The 16,834-nt window shown below is 44.5% G+C and carries 18 protein-coding genes and 1 pseudogene; 3 read left to right on the forward strand and 16 right to left on the reverse strand.

The window, feature by feature from the left end; translation table 11 throughout:
• Positions 1-120 precede the first annotated feature (120 nt).
• Complete coding sequence (locus ACO59Y_RS04270) at positions 121-279, reverse strand: hypothetical protein (RefSeq protein WP_486130943.1); 159 nt, start codon at positions 277-279, stop codon at positions 121-123.
• 196 nt (positions 280-475) lie between these two features.
• Between ACO59Y_RS04270 and ACO59Y_RS04275 the strand changes: the two genes are divergently transcribed.
• A complete protein-coding gene (locus tag ACO59Y_RS04275) occupies positions 476-1,792 on the forward strand; it encodes an NCS2 family permease (protein ID WP_486130945.1) in 1,317 nt (438 codons plus the stop codon).
• A 103-nt stretch (positions 1,793-1,895) separates the two neighbouring features.
• Here the strand turns inward: ACO59Y_RS04275 and lipA are convergent, their stop codons facing one another.
• The 15 genes and pseudogenes from lipA to ampD form a co-directional block, all read right to left on the reverse strand.
• Positions 1,896-2,858 (reverse strand): lipoyl synthase, encoded by a 963-nt coding sequence (lipA, locus tag ACO59Y_RS04280; RefSeq protein ID WP_373603130.1) that lies wholly within the window; start codon positions 2,856-2,858, stop codon positions 1,896-1,898.
• A gap of 52 nt (positions 2,859-2,910) precedes the next feature.
• Positions 2,911-3,552, reverse strand: a complete 642-nt coding sequence (gene lipB, locus ACO59Y_RS04285) for a lipoyl(octanoyl) transferase LipB (protein WP_486130947.1) — start codon at positions 3,550-3,552, stop codon at positions 2,911-2,913.
• Between the two features lies 1 nt (position 3,553).
• The gene (ybeD, locus tag ACO59Y_RS04290; protein ID WP_486130949.1) at positions 3,554-3,862 is read right to left on the reverse strand and encodes a DUF493 family protein YbeD; all 309 of its coding nucleotides are present in this window, start codon (positions 3,860-3,862) and stop codon (positions 3,554-3,556) included.
• A gap of 103 nt (positions 3,863-3,965) precedes the next feature.
• Entirely contained in the window at positions 3,966-5,150 is a 1,185-nt protein-coding gene (locus tag ACO59Y_RS04295) for a serine hydrolase (RefSeq protein ID WP_486130951.1), read from the reverse strand.
• A gap of 21 nt (positions 5,151-5,171) precedes the next feature.
• The gene (locus ACO59Y_RS04300; RefSeq protein WP_373603134.1) at positions 5,172-6,020 is read right to left on the reverse strand and encodes a septal ring lytic transglycosylase RlpA family protein; all 849 of its coding nucleotides are present in this window, start codon (positions 6,018-6,020) and stop codon (positions 5,172-5,174) included.
• Between the two features lie 56 nt (positions 6,021-6,076).
• Positions 6,077-7,192 carry a rod shape-determining protein RodA gene (gene rodA / locus ACO59Y_RS04305; protein ID WP_486130953.1) on the reverse strand — a complete coding sequence of 372 codons (1,116 nt, stop codon included), beginning with the start codon at positions 7,190-7,192 and terminating at the stop codon, positions 6,077-6,079.
• A complete protein-coding gene (gene mrdA, locus ACO59Y_RS04310) occupies positions 7,192-9,174 on the reverse strand; it encodes a penicillin-binding protein 2 (RefSeq protein ID WP_486130955.1) in 1,983 nt (660 codons plus the stop codon). The genes rodA and mrdA overlap by 1 nt, the downstream gene beginning before the upstream one ends.
• A gap of 64 nt (positions 9,175-9,238) precedes the next feature.
• On the reverse strand, positions 9,239-9,706 hold the full coding sequence (rlmH, locus tag ACO59Y_RS04315; RefSeq protein ID WP_373603137.1) for a 23S rRNA (pseudouridine(1915)-N(3))-methyltransferase RlmH: 468 nt from the start codon (positions 9,704-9,706) through the stop codon (positions 9,239-9,241).
• A gap of 59 nt (positions 9,707-9,765) precedes the next feature.
• Positions 9,766-10,074 (reverse strand): ribosome silencing factor, encoded by a 309-nt coding sequence (gene rsfS, locus ACO59Y_RS04320; protein WP_373603138.1) that lies wholly within the window; start codon positions 10,072-10,074, stop codon positions 9,766-9,768.
• 95 nt (positions 10,075-10,169) lie between these two features.
• Positions 10,170-10,700, reverse strand: a complete 531-nt coding sequence (tadA, locus tag ACO59Y_RS04325; RefSeq protein ID WP_486130958.1) for a tRNA adenosine(34) deaminase TadA — start codon at positions 10,698-10,700, stop codon at positions 10,170-10,172.
• A gap of 9 nt (positions 10,701-10,709) precedes the next feature.
• Positions 10,710-11,561: a thymidylate synthase gene (locus tag ACO59Y_RS04330; RefSeq protein ID WP_486130960.1), complete on the reverse strand. Its 852-nt coding sequence runs from the start codon at positions 11,559-11,561 to the stop codon at positions 10,710-10,712.
• A gap of 9 nt (positions 11,562-11,570) precedes the next feature.
• Entirely contained in the window at positions 11,571-12,389 is an 819-nt protein-coding gene (lgt, locus tag ACO59Y_RS04335) for a prolipoprotein diacylglyceryl transferase (RefSeq protein ID WP_486130962.1), read from the reverse strand.
• A gap of 8 nt (positions 12,390-12,397) precedes the next feature.
• Positions 12,398-13,195: a sulfite exporter TauE/SafE family protein gene (locus ACO59Y_RS04340; protein WP_486130964.1), complete on the reverse strand. Its 798-nt coding sequence runs from the start codon at positions 13,193-13,195 to the stop codon at positions 12,398-12,400.
• A 119-nt stretch (positions 13,196-13,314) separates the two neighbouring features.
• A pseudogene (gene rppH, locus ACO59Y_RS04345) lies at positions 13,315-13,783 on the reverse strand (RNA pyrophosphohydrolase); the annotation flags it as partial.
• Between the two features lie 525 nt (positions 13,784-14,308).
• Positions 14,309-14,872: a 1,6-anhydro-N-acetylmuramyl-L-alanine amidase AmpD gene (ampD, locus tag ACO59Y_RS04350; protein ID WP_486130966.1), complete on the reverse strand. Its 564-nt coding sequence runs from the start codon at positions 14,870-14,872 to the stop codon at positions 14,309-14,311.
• A gap of 124 nt (positions 14,873-14,996) precedes the next feature.
• Here ampD and ACO59Y_RS04355 point away from each other — a divergent pair, with 124 nt between their 5' ends.
• Entirely contained in the window at positions 14,997-15,434 is a 438-nt protein-coding gene (locus tag ACO59Y_RS04355; protein ID WP_486130968.1) for a prepilin-type N-terminal cleavage/methylation domain-containing protein, read from the forward strand.
• Positions 15,431-16,828 carry a GspE/PulE family protein gene (locus ACO59Y_RS04360; RefSeq protein WP_486130970.1) on the forward strand — a complete coding sequence of 466 codons (1,398 nt, stop codon included), beginning with the start codon at positions 15,431-15,433 and terminating at the stop codon, positions 16,826-16,828. Before ACO59Y_RS04355 ends, ACO59Y_RS04360 begins: the two co-directional genes overlap by 4 nt.
• The last annotated feature ends 6 nt before the right edge of the window (positions 16,829-16,834 follow it).

Below are 16,834 nucleotides of genomic sequence, written 5' to 3' on the forward strand. Positions count from 1 at the left end.
AACGCGAAGCCTTCTTCATCGATTACGCCGAAAAAGCCCGTGCAGTCAGCCAAGTTCCATTCTTAGTCGTTGAGTTAAATACGTCCTCGTACTTTTAAGTATTAACCTTTTTTCGGCCGTTTAATGGCCTAATGCGTTTCCAAACCAGCTATTGGCGAACTCCAATGCGGTGCTGTTTCGGTAGCTCAATGCGGTGCTATTTCGGTAACTCAATGCGGTGCTGTTTCGGTAGTTCAATGCGGTGCTGTTTTGACACGCCAACGAATGGTTTTTTAACACAGCTTAAAACAGGTCGGAATGAAATCGTAAAACTCAAGCGCAAAAATAAGATAAGCCCGAGCTAAGAAATTTCGGCGATAAAATCTAAATCCTTGGCGCGTTTTCATAAGCTTAAGCAAACGTTTACATCTGATATTGTTACTGTAAAATAGCGCGTCTTTCGATCTTGATTGACTTACTTTTAGAGGCGTTATTTATGATTAGTTTAGAAAAAACCTTTGAATTGCAAAAACGCGGTTCAACGGTGCGGCAGGAAATTATCGCAGGGTTAACCACCTTTTTGGCCATGGTGTATTCCGTCATTGTTGTACCGAATATGTTGAGTACCGCCGGTTTTCCGGCGGAATCGGTGTTTATCGCCACCTGTTTAGTGGCCGGTTTGGGCTCGATTTTAATCGGTTTATGGGCAAATGCGCCGATGGCCATCGGTTGCGCGATTTCTTTAACCGCATTCACCGCTTTTAGTTTAGTTATCGGACAGGGCGTATCCATTCCGGTGGCGCTCGGTGCGGTGTTCTTGATGGGGGTTGTGTTCACCTTAATTTCGGCTACAGGCATTCGAGCTTGGATTTTGCGTAATTTGCCGTCCAGCATCGCGCAAGGCGCGGGTATCGGTATCGGATTATTTTTATTGTTAATTGCGGCCAACGGCGTAAGTTTAGTCGTGAGTAACCAAGCCGGTTTGCCGGTGAAGCTCGGCGATTTCACCTCATTTCCGGTGATGATGTCGTTAATCGGCTTGGCGTTCATTGTCGGTCTTGAAAAAATGCAAGTGAAAGGCGGAATTTTATGGGTCATCATCGCCATTACAATCGTGGGAATAATTTTCGATCCGAACGTAAAATTTAGCGGCGAAGTGTTTAAAACACCGACTTTCGGCGAAAATTCCTTATTTTTGCAACTTGATCTACAAGGCGCGTTGCAACCGGCCATTTTGCCCGTGGTGTTCGCGCTTGTGATGACCGCCGTATTTGATGCGACCGGCACCATTCGCGCGGTAGCCGGCCAAGCGAACTTGCTTGATAAAGACGGGCAAATCATCAACGGCGGTAAAGCTCTGACTTCTGATTCCGTGAGTAGCTTATTCTCCGGCTTATTCGGCACCGCACCGGCGGCGGTATATATCGAGTCCGCTGCGGGCACCGCATCGGGCGGCAAAACCGGTATTACGGCGATTGTGGTCGGCGTGTTGTTCTTATTAATGTTATTCTTCCAGCCACTAGCTTTCTTAGTGCCAGGCTACGCGACCGCTCCGGCGTTAATGTATGTAGGGTTATTAATGTTAAGCAATGTTAGCAAATTAGACTTCGATGATTTTGTCGGCGCCATGAGCGGCTTGATTTGCGCGGTATTTATTGTGCTTACTGCAAACATCGTAACCGGTATTATGCTCGGCTTTGCCGCCTTAGTGATCGGGCGCATTGTAAGCGGCGATATCAAACGTTTAAACCTCGGCACTGTTTTAATTAGCATCGCATTAGTCGCGTTTTATGCCGGCGGTTGGGCGATTTAATTCATAAGAAAAAAGCGAAGTTATCCTTCGCCTGACAAAGCGGTAAAAAAATGACCGCCCTTAGATTTAAGGGGCGGTCATTCTTTTTTAGCCGTTCAAGGATTTATTTAACCAAGCCACCGCTGGCTTGCAAATCCGCATGGTAAGAAGAACGCACGAAAGGTCCGCAAGCGGCGTGTTCAAAGCCCATTTCATTCGCTTTTTCGCGAAATTCATCAAATTCTGTCGGCGGCACATAACGCGCGACCGGTAAGTGATGACGACTCGGTTGCAAATATTGTCCCAAAGTCAACATAGTGACGCCATTGGCGCGCAAGTCTTTCATCACTTGCAAAATTTCTTCGTTGGTTTCCCCCAAGCCTACCATTAAGCCGGATTTAGTCGGAATGTGAGGGAACATTTGTTTAAATTCGCGTAACAGTTTTAACGACCATTCATAATCCGCGCCCGGGCGGATTTCTTTATACAGACGCGGAACATTTTCTAAATTGTGATTAAATACATCCGGCGGATTATCCTTGAGTTTTTCCAATGCTTGAGAAATACGACCGCGAAAATCCGGCACTAAAATTTCGATTTTGATCCCCGGATTTAACGCACGCACTTCTTTCACGCACTCGGCAAAATGGCCGGCACCGCGATCGGGCAAATCATCGCGGTCAACGGAAGTAATCACCACATATTTTAATTGCATATCTTGAATGGTTTCGGCAAGTTTGCGCGGTTCCTCCGGATCCGGCGGTAACGGCTTGCCGTGTGCGACATCGCAAAACGGACAACGACGGGTGCAAATGGCTCCCAAAATCATAAAGGTTGCGGTACCGTGATTAAAACATTCATGTAAATTCGGGCAAGAGGCTTCTTCGCATACGGAATGCAAACCGTGGCGACGCATACCGTTTTTAATGCTTTCAATTTTGAGCGAACTGGCCGGTAGTTTAATTTTCATCCATTCCGGTTTTTTCAATAATTCTTGGTTCGGATCGATGTTTTTGACCGGAATGATGGAAGTTTTGGCGGCATCACGATATTTCACACCGCGTTCCATTTTAAATGGCGTTGACATGGCTCTTTCCTAAAGAAAAATGCCTGAAACAGGCATTTTTGATGGTTAAATGTTAAAATTTTGTGAGATTATAGCCTAAAAGCTCGGCAAGGTGATTAACTAATTTCGGTGAGACCTTGTCCAACACCGCCTCGTCTCGACCAATAAAATCCGCCAACTGGCACATTTCCAAACCGGCGTAACCGCACGGATTGATATAATGAAATGGCTGGAGATCCATATTGATATTGAATGCAAGCCCGTGGAAAGAGCATCCCTTGCGAATCCGTAAACCGAGCGAACAAATCTTTTTGCCGTCGATATACACGCCCGGCGCATCAACCTTCAAATAGCCCTCAATAGCATAATCGGCCAGCGTCCGTACCACGCTTTGCTCCAATGCGGTGACCAATCGGCGCACGTTTAAATTTTGATGGCGACGAATATCAATCAATACATACATCACTTGCTGACCGGGGCCGTGATAAGTAATTTGCCCACCGCGATCGGATTGTACTAGCGGAATAGCACCGCTTTGCAATAGATGTTCAGGCTTACCGGCTTGCCCTTGGGTGAATACCGGATAATGTTCCACTAACCACACTTCATCGATGGTTTCGGCATTACGATTATCGGTAAAATCCTGCATTTTATGCCAAATTTCTTGATAATCTTGCAATCCGAGTTGGCGCACAATAAGCGGAAGTTTTTGCATATTAAATAACCATCTTCACGCCTTCGACTTTGGCGAGTTCTTTGTAAAGGGTTTCCACCTGTTCGAAATTTTGCGCCACCACATCGATAGAAACGGAATTGTAAGTACCTTTGCTGCTGCGTTTTTCTTTTGGAATATAATCACCGGGTAAATATTTTTGTACGACAGCGATTAAATCTTGTGCCAAATTTTCGCGGTTTACGCCGGCAACTTTAAATGTCATTTCGCTGGGAAATTCCATTAATTCTTTCAGTTTTTTGTAATCTTGTTCGGTTGTCGCTTGCACTATTGGTTGTTGTCCGGTTGCCATAAAATTTCCTCTGCTTTGAATGAGACAAAGGGCAGATAGTCAATCTGCCCGGTTTTATTAGTCGCTTTGTAAAATGGAGAAAGTATGCTCAATTTTCAAGGTGTTAGAATAAGCTCTTGACGGTTAGTACCAACCAGTCCCATACATTACCGAAAACACCGCCCTCTTTCACATCTTGCATCACTTGAAGATTCACCGTCGCGACATCTTTGTCATCAAGTTGATAAATCACTTTACCGACCACTTGACCTTTCGTTAACGGGGCTTCTAAATATTTTTCATTTAATTCGTAACGTGCTTTTAATTGCGTTTGTTTGCCCTTAGGCACGGTAATAAAACTATCTTGTAAAACGCCCAATTTCACGCGCCCTTCATCACCGTAATAAACGGTTTGCTCAGAAACTGCTTTATTTGCTTCAAGAGCTTTCAACGTTTCAAAATTGCTAAAGCCCCATTGTAAAAGCTTTTTACTTTCCACTTCGCGGCCTTTGTAAGTCGGCACGCCCATCACGACAGAAATTAAACGCATATTGCCCGGATTAGTTGCTGATGCTACCAAATTATAACCCGCTTGGCTGGTGTGACCGGTTTTCATACCGTCCACATTCATCGTTTTATCCCACAATAAACCGTTGCGGTTCGGTTGTTTGATTTTGTTAAAGGTAAAATCTTTTTCCGCGTAGATTTTATATTCTTCCGGTAAATCGCGAATAATATGCGCACCGATAATTGCCATATCACGCGCGGAAGAATATTGGTTAGGATCGTCTAAGCCATGCGGCGTGGTGAAATGGGTATTTTGCAAACCAAACTGCTGTACGTAGCGGTTCATCGTGTCAACGAAGTTCAATGCGGTGCCGGAAACGTGTTCTGCAAGCGCCACACTGGCATCATTACCCGATACGATAATCACGCCCTTATTTAAATCTTCCACCGAAACCTGTTGATTTAAATTTAAGAACATTTTGGAAGAATCCGGGAAATTACGTCCCCACGCGCTTTCGCCGATAGTCACCATATCGGAATTATGAATTTTACCTTGTTTAATCGCTTGCCCCACCACATAACTGGTCATCATTTTGGTTAACGATGCCGGATATTGCCGTTGATCGGCGTTCACCGCTGTGAGCACCGCACCAGAATGATAATCCATCAGAATATAGCTTTGTGCATTCACTTCCGGTGGCGCAATACCGTATTGCGCATCTTCCGCGGAAGCCAGAACGGAGGCAGCAATTAAACCGGAAATAAGGGCGAATTTTTTGAATTGGGCAGATTGCTTAAACATAGCGTATCCTTTAGTTACTTCTTAGTTTTTATAGGCATAAACGATTAATGGATTTCCATTAGCCATTTTTTGTAATTGCAGTTTTAATTGCGTGATCGTTTGTTTATTTTCTACTGGACCGAAGTGAATTTCATATTTGCCGTTATGTCGGCTCACTTCCGTGTTCACGTTCTCCAACGCTAAACGCGTAATCACATCGTTAGCGAGTTTTTGGCTTGGTAGGTTTAACATTTTTAGCTTGTACAAATCTTTTGCTTTGTCCGACTCGTTTGTTTTTTTTTCAACGTTTACAAGGCGATCGGAGGCGGCTTGAGTTTTGGCATGCTTGGCTAAGGTTTGCGTAGCGGCGCCTGAAATATTGCCGTTCGGCGCGATATGTAAAGCTTCGATTTTTACTTGCCCGGTACCGCGCGCCACTAATCCGATTTCCTGCGCCGCTGCATAAGAAAGATCAATAATGCGTCCATGACCGAAAGGGCCGCGATCGTTAATACGCACGATAGTTTTACGGTTATTATGCAAATTGGTCACCAATGCATAAGAATTGAGCGGTAACGTTTTATGAGCGGCGGTGTAAAGATGGGAACTATAGGGTTCACCACTGGATGTTCGACGACCGTGAAACTTACGATGATAATAGCTGGCCGTTCCGGTTTTTGAATAATTTTTCGATGTGCTATGACTGTGCGTAGTGTAAGTCTTGCCGTTTACCGTATAACTTGTAGGAGAGCTTACCGGCGTTGTGTGGGTTAAGTTCGCGCCTTTAATGCCGTACTGTTTATGCGGATCATTTTTGGCCTGTACCGGCAAAACGGTCAGGACGATGAAAATAAAGGATACAGTGAATTTTGCAAGCGTTTTTAATACCATAAAGTAAGTTGTCCAATAAATATATAAAATCGTACGTAAGAAACTTAAAACGCCGATTAGTTCCTATTCATAAATTTAGTACGATGAGTGTGAATTGACATTACTAAACCAAAACTCGCCATAATTGCCACATATGACGTCCCACCATAGCTAAATAACGGCAACGGTACGCCAACTACCGGCAAAATGCCACTTACCATACCAATATTTACGAATAAATACACGAAGAAAATTAAAGTGGTCGCGCCCGCAAGAATGCGTCCGAAAGAAGTTTGTGCATTTACGGCGATCATCAATCCACGAATAATAATAAATAAATAAATCGCAATCAAAATGCCGAAGCCAACCATACCATGCTCTTCGCTCATTACCGCAAAAATAAAATCCGTATGCGGTTCCGGTAAAAATTCGAGCTGTGATTGGGTTCCTTGCATCCAGCCCTTCCCCCAAATACCGCCGGAACCTATAGCAATTTTAGATTGCAAAATATGATAGCCTGCACCAAGGGGATCTTTTTCCGGATCAAGCAAAGTAAGCACTCGTGTTCGTTGATAATCATGCATCAAATAAAGCCACATAATCGGAATGAATCCTGCTAATCCTACCAGCGCGGCAAAAATCAGCCACCAACTCATCCCTGCCAAAAAGACCACAAATAAACCGGATGCAGTCACCAAAATCGCCGTGCCCAAATCGGGTTGAATCGCGACCAATAAAGTCGGCAGCAAAATCATTGCAATCGCGATAAAAGTTTCACTTAACTTCGGTGGCAACGGACGATTACCTAAATATACCGCCACCATTAACGGCACCGCGAGTTTTACGATTTCGGAAGGTTGAAAGCGAATAATCCCCAGATCAAGCCAGCGTTGCGCACCTTTACTGGTAGTACCGATCGCGTCTACCAAAATCAATAATATAAAACCGATTAAATAAAGATAGGGTGCGATACGCTGATAAAATTTCGGTGGTAATTGAGCCATCACTAACAGTACGGTAAACCCCAAAACAACCTGGATAATACGATTTCGGAACATCACTTCATTTGCTCCCGATGCGCTATATAGCACCAGCATGCCGTACCCGGTGATAGCGATTAACCCCAACAATAAGCCCAAATCTAAATGTAGTGGCTTCCATAAACGAAGCCAAAGCGGTGTTTTTTCTTCCATTATTCTGTTCGTTCGTTTTCTGCCGGCTCGGAAACGACATCGTTAGCGCTGCTCGGCACGTTTGTTTCAGAAACACTTTCGTTGCGTTCTTTATGTTCGATTTCCGGCAAGCGTTTATTTAAATAGTAATCCATAATTTGACGCACCACCGGTGCTGCATTACTGGAGCCGCCACCTGCATTTTCTAAAATAATAGACACTATTATTTGAGGATTCTCATAAGGCGCATAAGCGGTAAACCACGCATGGTCGTGCAGTTCTTTTTTTAAGCCGGCGGCATTATATTTTTGGTTTTCCTTCAAACTGAACACCTGTGCCGTACCGGATTTCCCCGCCACATGATAATTGGCGCCGACAAACGCTTTACGTCCCGTACCTGCCGCGGAATTCACCACGTTAAACATACCGCGTTTTGCTGCATCCCAATACACCTGTTTCGGTTCACTAATATCGTCATAAAGTCGCGGATCCTGATAGGGTTCCACTTTCGCCCCTTCTACCGACTTCATCAAATGCGGGGTATTCACTTTACCATTATTTACCAAAATTGCGGTGGCTTTTGCTACTTGCAACGGCGTTGCTGTCCAATACCCTTGCCCGATACCGACGGAAATGGTATCGCCTTGCACCCATTGGCGTTTATAGCGTTTTTGTTTCCATTCTTTGGAAGGCATATTAGCCGTCGCTTCTTCGCTAATTTCAATTCCCGTTGGCATCCCAAAACCAAAGCGCTTCATCCAACCGGATAAGCGGTCAATTCCTAAGTTGTAAGCGACCTGATAAAAATAAGTATCCGAAGATTCGGTGATTGCTTTATTTAAATCGGTATAGCCATGCCCCGCTTTTTTCCAATCGCGAAAACGTTTTGTCGTGTTCGGCAACATCCAATAACCCGGATCGAAAATCGTCGTGCTTTGATTAATTACTCCTTCCGTTTGCGCTGCCACCGCAATAAACGGTTTCACCGTTGATGCTGGCGGATAAACTCCTTGCGTGGCGCGGCTGTAAAGCGGTCGCGAAGGATCTTCTAATAAACGTTTATAATCCGCACCGGAAATACCGTCCACGAATAGATTATTGTCATAACTCGGTGTGGAAACCATCGCCAGTACGCTACTGTCTTTTGGATCGAGCACTACTACCGCGCCTTTTTGCCCGGCTAATAAATCTGTAATATAACGTTGCAAGGCCAAATCGATAGTTAAATGAATACTTTTACCGGGGATGGCAGGTTGTTCGCGCAGCTTACGAATCACCTTGCCGCGGTTGTTAATTTCTACTTCTTCAAAGCCCGTAGTACCGTGTAGTTGATCTTCGTAATAACGCTCGACACCGAGTTTTCCCATATCATGCGATCCCGCATAATTCGTGAATTTCTCGTCTTTTTTAAGCTTTTCCACATCTTTATCGTTGATTTTACCCACATAACCGAGAATATGTGTCATCACATCGCCGTATAAATAATTACGTTTAAAATAAGGGCGAACATCAAGGCTCGGATATTGATATTGATTTACTGCAAAACGCGCGATTTGCTCTTCCGTCAAATTCGGTTTAAGCATAATTGAAGTATAGCGCGTACCGCGGCGGCGTTCTTTTTGGAAGTTCTCAATATCGTCGTCGGTCAAGCCGACGATATAACGCAATTCTTCAAAGGTTTGCACTAAATTTTCTGTTTTTTCCGGCACAATATATAAGCCAAAGAACGTCAAATTTTCCGCCAGCAATACGCCGTAGCGGTCATAGATCAAACCGCGTGTCGGCGGCACCGGCAAAAGCTTAATACGGTTACCGTTGGAACGGGTTTGGTAGGTATCGAAATTAACGATTTGTAAATGATAAATATTGGTAAATAGCACACCGGTCAACGTCAGAACACCAATAAACGCTACCAATGTACGGCGCGCAAAAAGATTCCGCTCCGCTTTTTTGTCGCGAATCGGTTCATGCGTGGGAGCAGCGAAGAATTTTTTTAAATTCATCTCAAATCGACTTATTTTTTACCATGATTTTAACGATGAAACGCAAGCACAAGCGATTGAACTGTTACTCTCGATGATAAGGATGATGAGTTGTGAGCGACCAGGCTCGATACAAACTTTCCGCAACGACCACACGCACAAGCGGATGCGGTAAAGTGAGCGGCGAAAGCGACCAACTCTGCTCCGCCGCGGCTTTGCAGTCCTGCGAAAGACCTTCCGGCCCGCCGATTAACAAACACAGATCACGCCCGTCATTTTTCCACGCCTCCAATTGCTCGGCGAGTTGCGCTGTTGTCCAAGGCTTGCCCGGAATATCCAAAGTTACCACTTTACCTTTGCCGCATGCAGCTAACATCGCTTTGCCTTCCTGTTCCAAAATGCGTTTAATGTCAGCATTTTTACCGCGCTTGCCGGCGGGAATTTCGATTAATTCAAAAGGCATATCTTTCGGGAAACGACGTTGGTATTCTTCAAATCCGGCGGTAACCCAGGCCGGCATTTTGGTGCCTACGGCAATTAACGAGATCTTCACAAGCGTTCCCTTATTTGTTCAATGCGGTGCTATTTTCGTTATCCAACGTCTAGCCCGTTCTATGCCCAAAGTTTCTCCAATTGGTAAAGTTCTCGCGTCTCGCGTTGCATGATATGAACCATGGTTTGGCCTAAATCCACCACGATCCAATCAGCAGTATTTTTGCCTTCTTGGCCGAATGTTTCCACGCCTGCTTTTTTGCATTCCGCAATTAAATTATCCGCCATCGCCGACACTTGGCGGCTTGACGTTCCGGTGCAGATCACCATATTTTCGGTGACGGAGGATTTGCCGCGTACATCAAAATGCACGATATCCGAGCCCTTTAAATCGCCCAGTTTATTAATGACAAATTCGACTAATGACATGCTCTTTCCTTTATTTGTAAAAGCGCGAGATTCTACCATTGAATGGTGCGCAGGACTAGGGAAAAGGACAAAACGCGTATTTTTTGAGTGCACTTTTATTTTCTAGAAACAGAAACAAGCGGCTTTTCAATTTTCTTTTGGGCGCGTCGCTTTTGAAAAAAGGCGCTCAGTTTTTGACCACATTCTTCGGCCAGAACGCCCGCGCTAATTTCCACACAATGATTCATTTTGTAATCGTCAAAAAAGTGAAAACGCGAACCAACGGCACCAGTTTTATAATCCGCAGCACCGAACACCAAGCGTTTAATGCGGCTGTGCAAAATTGCGCCGGCGCACATAGTGCAAGGCTCAAGCGTAACATAAAGGGTGCAATTGAGCAGACGATAATTTTCTAGATTTTTCGCGCCATTGCGCAATGCCACAATCTCCGCGTGGGCGGTCGGATCATGTTCCATAATGGACAGATTCCAGCCCTCGCCGAGAATATTGCCGAGCTCATCCACCAGCACCGCACCCACCGGAATTTCACCCAACGCTTCCGCTTTGTCAGCCAAGGCAAGGGCGTGGCGCATGAATTTTTCGTCTAAATCTGATTGTACTTCTATTGTTTGGGCGTTTGCTTGCACTTTCGCGTCTTAAACAGAGAAAGGATATTTAATCGGCTCGTGAGATTGGTAACCGATAACCTTGAAATCGTCCATCGTGACCCAAGTTTCGAGGTCTTCAAGAGTTTTGATGTCCGGATTAATTTCTAATTTTGGCAACGGGAACGGTTCACGTTTGAGTTGAACATCACGCATCAATTCAAGTTGATCTTCATAAATATGCGCATTGACAATTTTATGATACACCTTGCCCGCTTTTGTACCGGTAATTTGCGCCATTAAAGCTAAGAAAGTGAACGCTTGAATTTGATTGAAATTCAAGCCCAACGGCACATCGCAGGAACGTTGATAGCTGGTGAGATAAAGCGTGTCGCCCAGTAAAGAAAAGGTATGCGTGTGCATACAAGGACGCAAACAGCCCAGATCAAATTCGCCCGGATTAAAGAAGGTCAAAATTTCGCCGCGATCATCAATACCTTTGGCCAGGTTATTAACAATTTTGCCCAGTTGATCGACTGTTTCGCCATTCGGTTTGCGCCATGCGCGCCCCTGCACGCCGTACACGCGTCCCATGTCGTCGATACCTTTGCGGTGTGGATTGGCCAACCATGAGGCATTTTCATTGGCGTTTGCGTCCCAAGTTTTAGTGCCGAGTTTACGAAAATCGGCGGCATTATCGTAACCACGGATATAACCTAAAAATTCCGCAATCGCCGCTTTCCAGTAGCTTTTGCGGGTGGTAATCAACGGAAATCGGTTGTTAGCCACATCGTATTCGAGATCCGCATTAATAACCGTTAAACACCGCTTACCGGTGCGCTCGTTGGCGATCCATTGACCTTCGTCAATAATCCGCTGGCAAAGCTCAAGATATTGTTGCATAAGAATTCCTTAGGATTTGGCGGGCGCACTGTTGCTTGAATCAGTACGCATATAAGCCCATGCCATAATTAAAACGCCGCCAATAATCATTGGTAAACAAAGCGCTTGGCCGCGCGTCATAATGCCGAGGAAGGATTCCGTTTCCGGCTCGCGCACGTATTCCACGATAAAACGAAATATTCCGTAACCGATTAAGAATAAACCGGCAACCGAACCTGTCGGACGGGATTTTCTAATAAATAAATTCAAGATGGCAAATAACACCAGACCTTCTAAAAAAGCTTCATAAAGTTGTGATGGGTGACGCGGCAGTAATTGCGGATCTGTAGGAAAAATCATCGCCCAAGGTACGTCGGTTTGGCGTCCCCAAAGTTCGAGATTAATGAAGTTACCGATTCGTCCCAAACCTAAACCGAACGGAATCAGCGGCGCAACAAAATCAGCAGTTTGCCAAAAATTACGTTTTTGCGCATGAGAAGTCCAAATCATCGCGATGATCACCCCGATAAGACCGCCGTGGAAAGACATTCCGCCTTCCCAAACACGGAAGAGATAGCTCGGTTCTTGCAAGAAATGATCGATATTGTAAAAGAATACGTCACCAACGCGTCCGCCGATAAACACGCCCATAAAACCGTTAAATAACAAGCTATCTACTTGCTCTACGGTCCAACCACTAGTCGGACGAGCGGCACGACGCACCGCCAACCAACGGGCGAAAATAAACCCGAGTAAATACATTAAACCGTACCAACGCAAGCCAATATTGCTATCGCCAATAGTAAAAATGGTCGGATCAAAGTGCGGAAGCACTAAATATTGATTCATAATTTTCCTTATTTCAGAAACATATCGACGGCGATGACGACAAGTAATAATGCAAAGCCTTTTTTCAAAATCGATACCGGTAGTTTTGAAGTCGCGGTTGCGCCAAGTTTAGAGGTAAAAAATGACGTGGCCGTAATACCTAACACGGCCGGCAAATAAATGTACCCCAAGGAATACTCTGGCATAGTAGTATTGCCCCAACCACTCACAGCAAAACTCAACATCCCCGATAATCCAAGTAACATGCCGCAAAAGGCAGAAGATCCGATAGCTTTTTTCATATCAATACCGCGTGAATTTAAAAACGGCACGATAAAACCACCGCCGCCGATACCGGCCGCGCTTGACGCCATGCCGATTAAAATACCGCCTACAATTGACGAGGTGGTGGTGAGTGTTTTGGACGATTGCGTAGCTTTAGCTTTAATGGAAAACAGCATTTTTATCGCTAAATAAACCACTAAACAAGCAAATAATTTAGCTGCAACGGCGCGATCAAGTTTGCCAATAAACAAACCACAGATAAATACTGTAACCATAATGACGGGAGCGAGAATTTTCACCGCATCCCACACAATATTGCCGAGTTTATGATGGCGTTGAGCGGAAGAAAAACCGGTAATCACGATAGTGGCGAATGAGGTGCCCAATGCGGTGCTCATAAGCAAAGGTTCCGGCACGCCCATCATCGGCAATAAATAAACTAAAGTCGGCACAATCACCAAACCGCCACCGATACCGAAAAGCCCGGCAAGAAACCCGACGATACAACCTACCAGCAAACAAATAGCAATAAAAGTTAGCATAATCTACCCTCTTTTATTCAACGGGCGTTTGGAATATTTAGCATAATGCGGCTTACGCGGAAAAACCGGTTTAATATCAGATTCCGTTTGATGCTCCGTTTGTTTTTCTTTTTCGCCGAAAAATAAAAAAGTTGCGAATTCTTTCATCGCGCGGCGATACACGTCTTTCTTGAACGACACCACTTGGCGCACCGGATACCAAAAACTCACCCAACGCCAACCATCAAATTCCGGCGACTTGGTGGCTTGCATATTGATATTTTTTTCTTCGGAGACGAGCTGTAATAAGAACCAACGTTGTTTTTGCCCGATACATATCGGTTTACTGTCATAACGTAACAAACGTTTCGGTAATTTATAACGCAGCCAATGTTTTGATACGTATAAAATACGTACGTCTTTCGGCTGCAACCCCACTTCCTCGTAAAGTTCGCGATACATCGCTTGTTCCGCGCTTTCGTTATCATTAATGCCGCCTTGCGGAAACTGCCAAGAATTCTGTCCGCAACGTTTCGCCCAAAGCACCTGTCCTTTGCGATTGCAAATCACAATGCCCACATTGGGACGGTAGCCGTCAAAATCGATCACTATCGTTTTTACCTTAAATTTTGACTCAAAAATAATCCGCGAATTGTTTCATAAATCCGCTTTTTTATCAACCAACGCCCAAAGCGCACTACCCTTCCATCATCATTCTTATTGTGGATAATTCTGTGGTTAACCGTTACAAAAAACATCGAGAAATTGTGTAGAAGATCGTGAAGATCGCGTCGATGACTTCCTTCCCTCCGTGTTATCCGCTTTAATAACAAAACTTGTTTGCAAAAAGCTAATAGCTCTTTATTTCATCGGAAATACCTTAAAAAGCGCTTAAAAAACATTCGGTTTGCTTAAATCGCATAATTTTTACAATAAGAGCCGACGAGCTTGTGAGTTATTCAATATTTCTGTGGATAAAATTGTGGCTGGGAAAATTCATAACCTTGTATAACTTTGCCGAATCAAACGGCCGCGCTCTACAAGAAATTTTAATTCTTTTTAATTCAAATAGTTAAATTAATAATTCTAGGAAATTCATGATGTGAGTAATTCCGCAAATGCACCGTTCATTTTTTAACCATTAAAATTTAATCCGCTCAAATAACGTTTCCAGTCAAAATATTGTCCTGGATCGATCTTGCGTCCCGGCGAAATATCGGCGTGCCCTACGATACGCTCGCTCGTAATTTTGGGATAGGCTTGCATGATCAATTGAGTGAGCCACTGCAAAGCCTGATATTGTGCATCAGTAAAAGGTTGTTCATTGCTACCTTCCAGCTCAATACCGATAGCAAAATCATTGCATTTTTCTCGTCCTTGAAAACAGGAAAGCCCGGCATGCCAAGCACGCTTGTTAAAACTTACGTACTGCGTAATACGTCCGTCACGTTCAATTAAACAATGGGCCGACACGCGAATGCGATGAATTTCTTTAAAATAAGGATGAATTGTTGGGTCAAGCTTTCCTTGAAAAAAATCATCAATATAGCCACCACCGAATTCTTCCGGCGGCAGGCTAATGTAATGGATCACAAGCAGCGAAATATCTTTAATATCCGGCCGCGCATCAAAATGAGGAGAGAAAATATGGCGGCAATTCTTTAGCCAACCTTGTTCAATATTCTGCGTTTTTTTCATACTTCTTTTCTATCTTTGCGATCGTGATCGCATAAAAAATGCGATCGGTTTTACGGATATTTCTTCCTTTTTCACAATCGTTGCGCCACCTTTGGCAAAACTTGTACTAGTAAAAGGAAAATCTATGAAATTTATTTCTTCACACGTATTAAAAAAGGGTTTTACTCTAATTGAATTAATGATTGTCATCGCGATTATCGCCATTTTGGCAACTGTTGCCATTCCCTCTTATCAAAATTACACCCAAAAAGCGGCGATGTCCGAATTGTTGCAAGCTTCCGCACCTTATAAAGCAGATGTTGAGCTGTGCATTTACGGTACTGGCGCCACCACTAATTGTAGCGGCGGGAGTAACGGTGTGGCGGCCAATACCACTACTGCAAAAGGTTATATAAAAAGTATCAGTACTAACGCCGGTGCGATTACTGTGGTTGGTGACGGCACATTGAAAGACATTCAATACACGCTCACTGCCACTGGTGACAAAAGTAAGGGCATAACTTGGGCGGCCAGCTGTAGCGGTGATAAATCTCTCTTCCCGGCCGGATTCTGTTCTAAATGACAACTTATTATTTAACAACGGTTACCGCACAAAACGGCGAAATCTTCGAGATTTCGCCTGAACTTTGGGCTCGAAACCAACAACAAAGTGCGCTGTTTTTACGCTATTTTACCCTCCCCTTAAAAGAAGAAGAGCATCGAATCTGGCTGGCGATCGATTCTCTGAATAATCTCTCCGCTTGCGAAACCATCGCCTTTATTTGCGGCAAATTGGTAGAACCGGTATTGCTCGACAGCGTACAACTTAAAGCGCTTTTGCAACAACTAGCACCACAAGCTTCACAAGAGGAAGAACAGGTTAACTTTTACGCCTCGCAAGAAGAGGAATCGACCGATTCGTTGGATGATGAACCGGTCATTCAATTGCTCAATCGTATCTTTGAATCCGCTCTGCAAAAGAACGCGTCCGATATTCATTTGGAAACCTTACAACATCAATTTCAAGTGCGGTTCCGAATCGACGGAGTATTGCAACCACAAACTCCGATCAGTAAAAATCTGGCGAATCGTTTAATTTCTCGTTTAAAATTACTCGCTAAACTCGACATCAGTGAAACCCGCCTACCACAAGACGGCCGTTTTCAGTTTAAAACCACGTTTTCCGATATTCTTGATTTTCGTCTTTCCACTTTGCCAACCCATTGGGGGGAAAAAGTGGTACTGCGCGCCCAACAAAACAAACCGGTCGAACTCAGCTTTGCCGAATTGGGTATGACGGAAGCCCAACAAGCTTCGTTCCAACAGGCACTCAGCCAACCGCAGGGATTAATTTTAGTCACCGGGCCGACCGGCAGCGGAAAAAGTATTTCACTTTACACCGCACTTCAATGGCTTAATACGCCCGATAAACACATTATGACGGCGGAGGATCCGATAGAAATTGAACTTGACGGCATTATTCAAAGCCAAATCAATCCGCAAATTGGACTGGATTTTAGCCGACTTTTACGTTCTTTTTTGCGTCAAGATCCCGATATCATTATGCTTGGCGAAATTCGTGATGAAGAAAGCGCCGCCATGGCATTACGCGCCGCACAAACCGGACATCTAGTACTTTCCACCCTTCATACCAATGATGCGATTTCCGCGATTTCTCGTTTACAACAACTCGGCATTAAGCAACACGAGATCGAAAGCAGCTTACTACTCGTCATCGCCCAGCGACTAGTACGCAAGCGTTGCCGAAAGTGCAGACAATCTTCAGATGTCACTTTCATCCAGGCTTGTGATTGTCATCAAGGTTATCACGGACGCATTGGTGTTTACCAATTCTTACATTGGCAAGAAAACGGTTATCAAACGGATTTCGACAATCTTCGTCAAAGCGGATTGGAAAAAGTAAAACAAGGCGTAACGGACGAAGCGGAAATCCATCGCGTTTTAGGCTCGGCCTAATTAAGG

It is taken from the genome of Rodentibacter sp. (assembly GCF_057314195.1).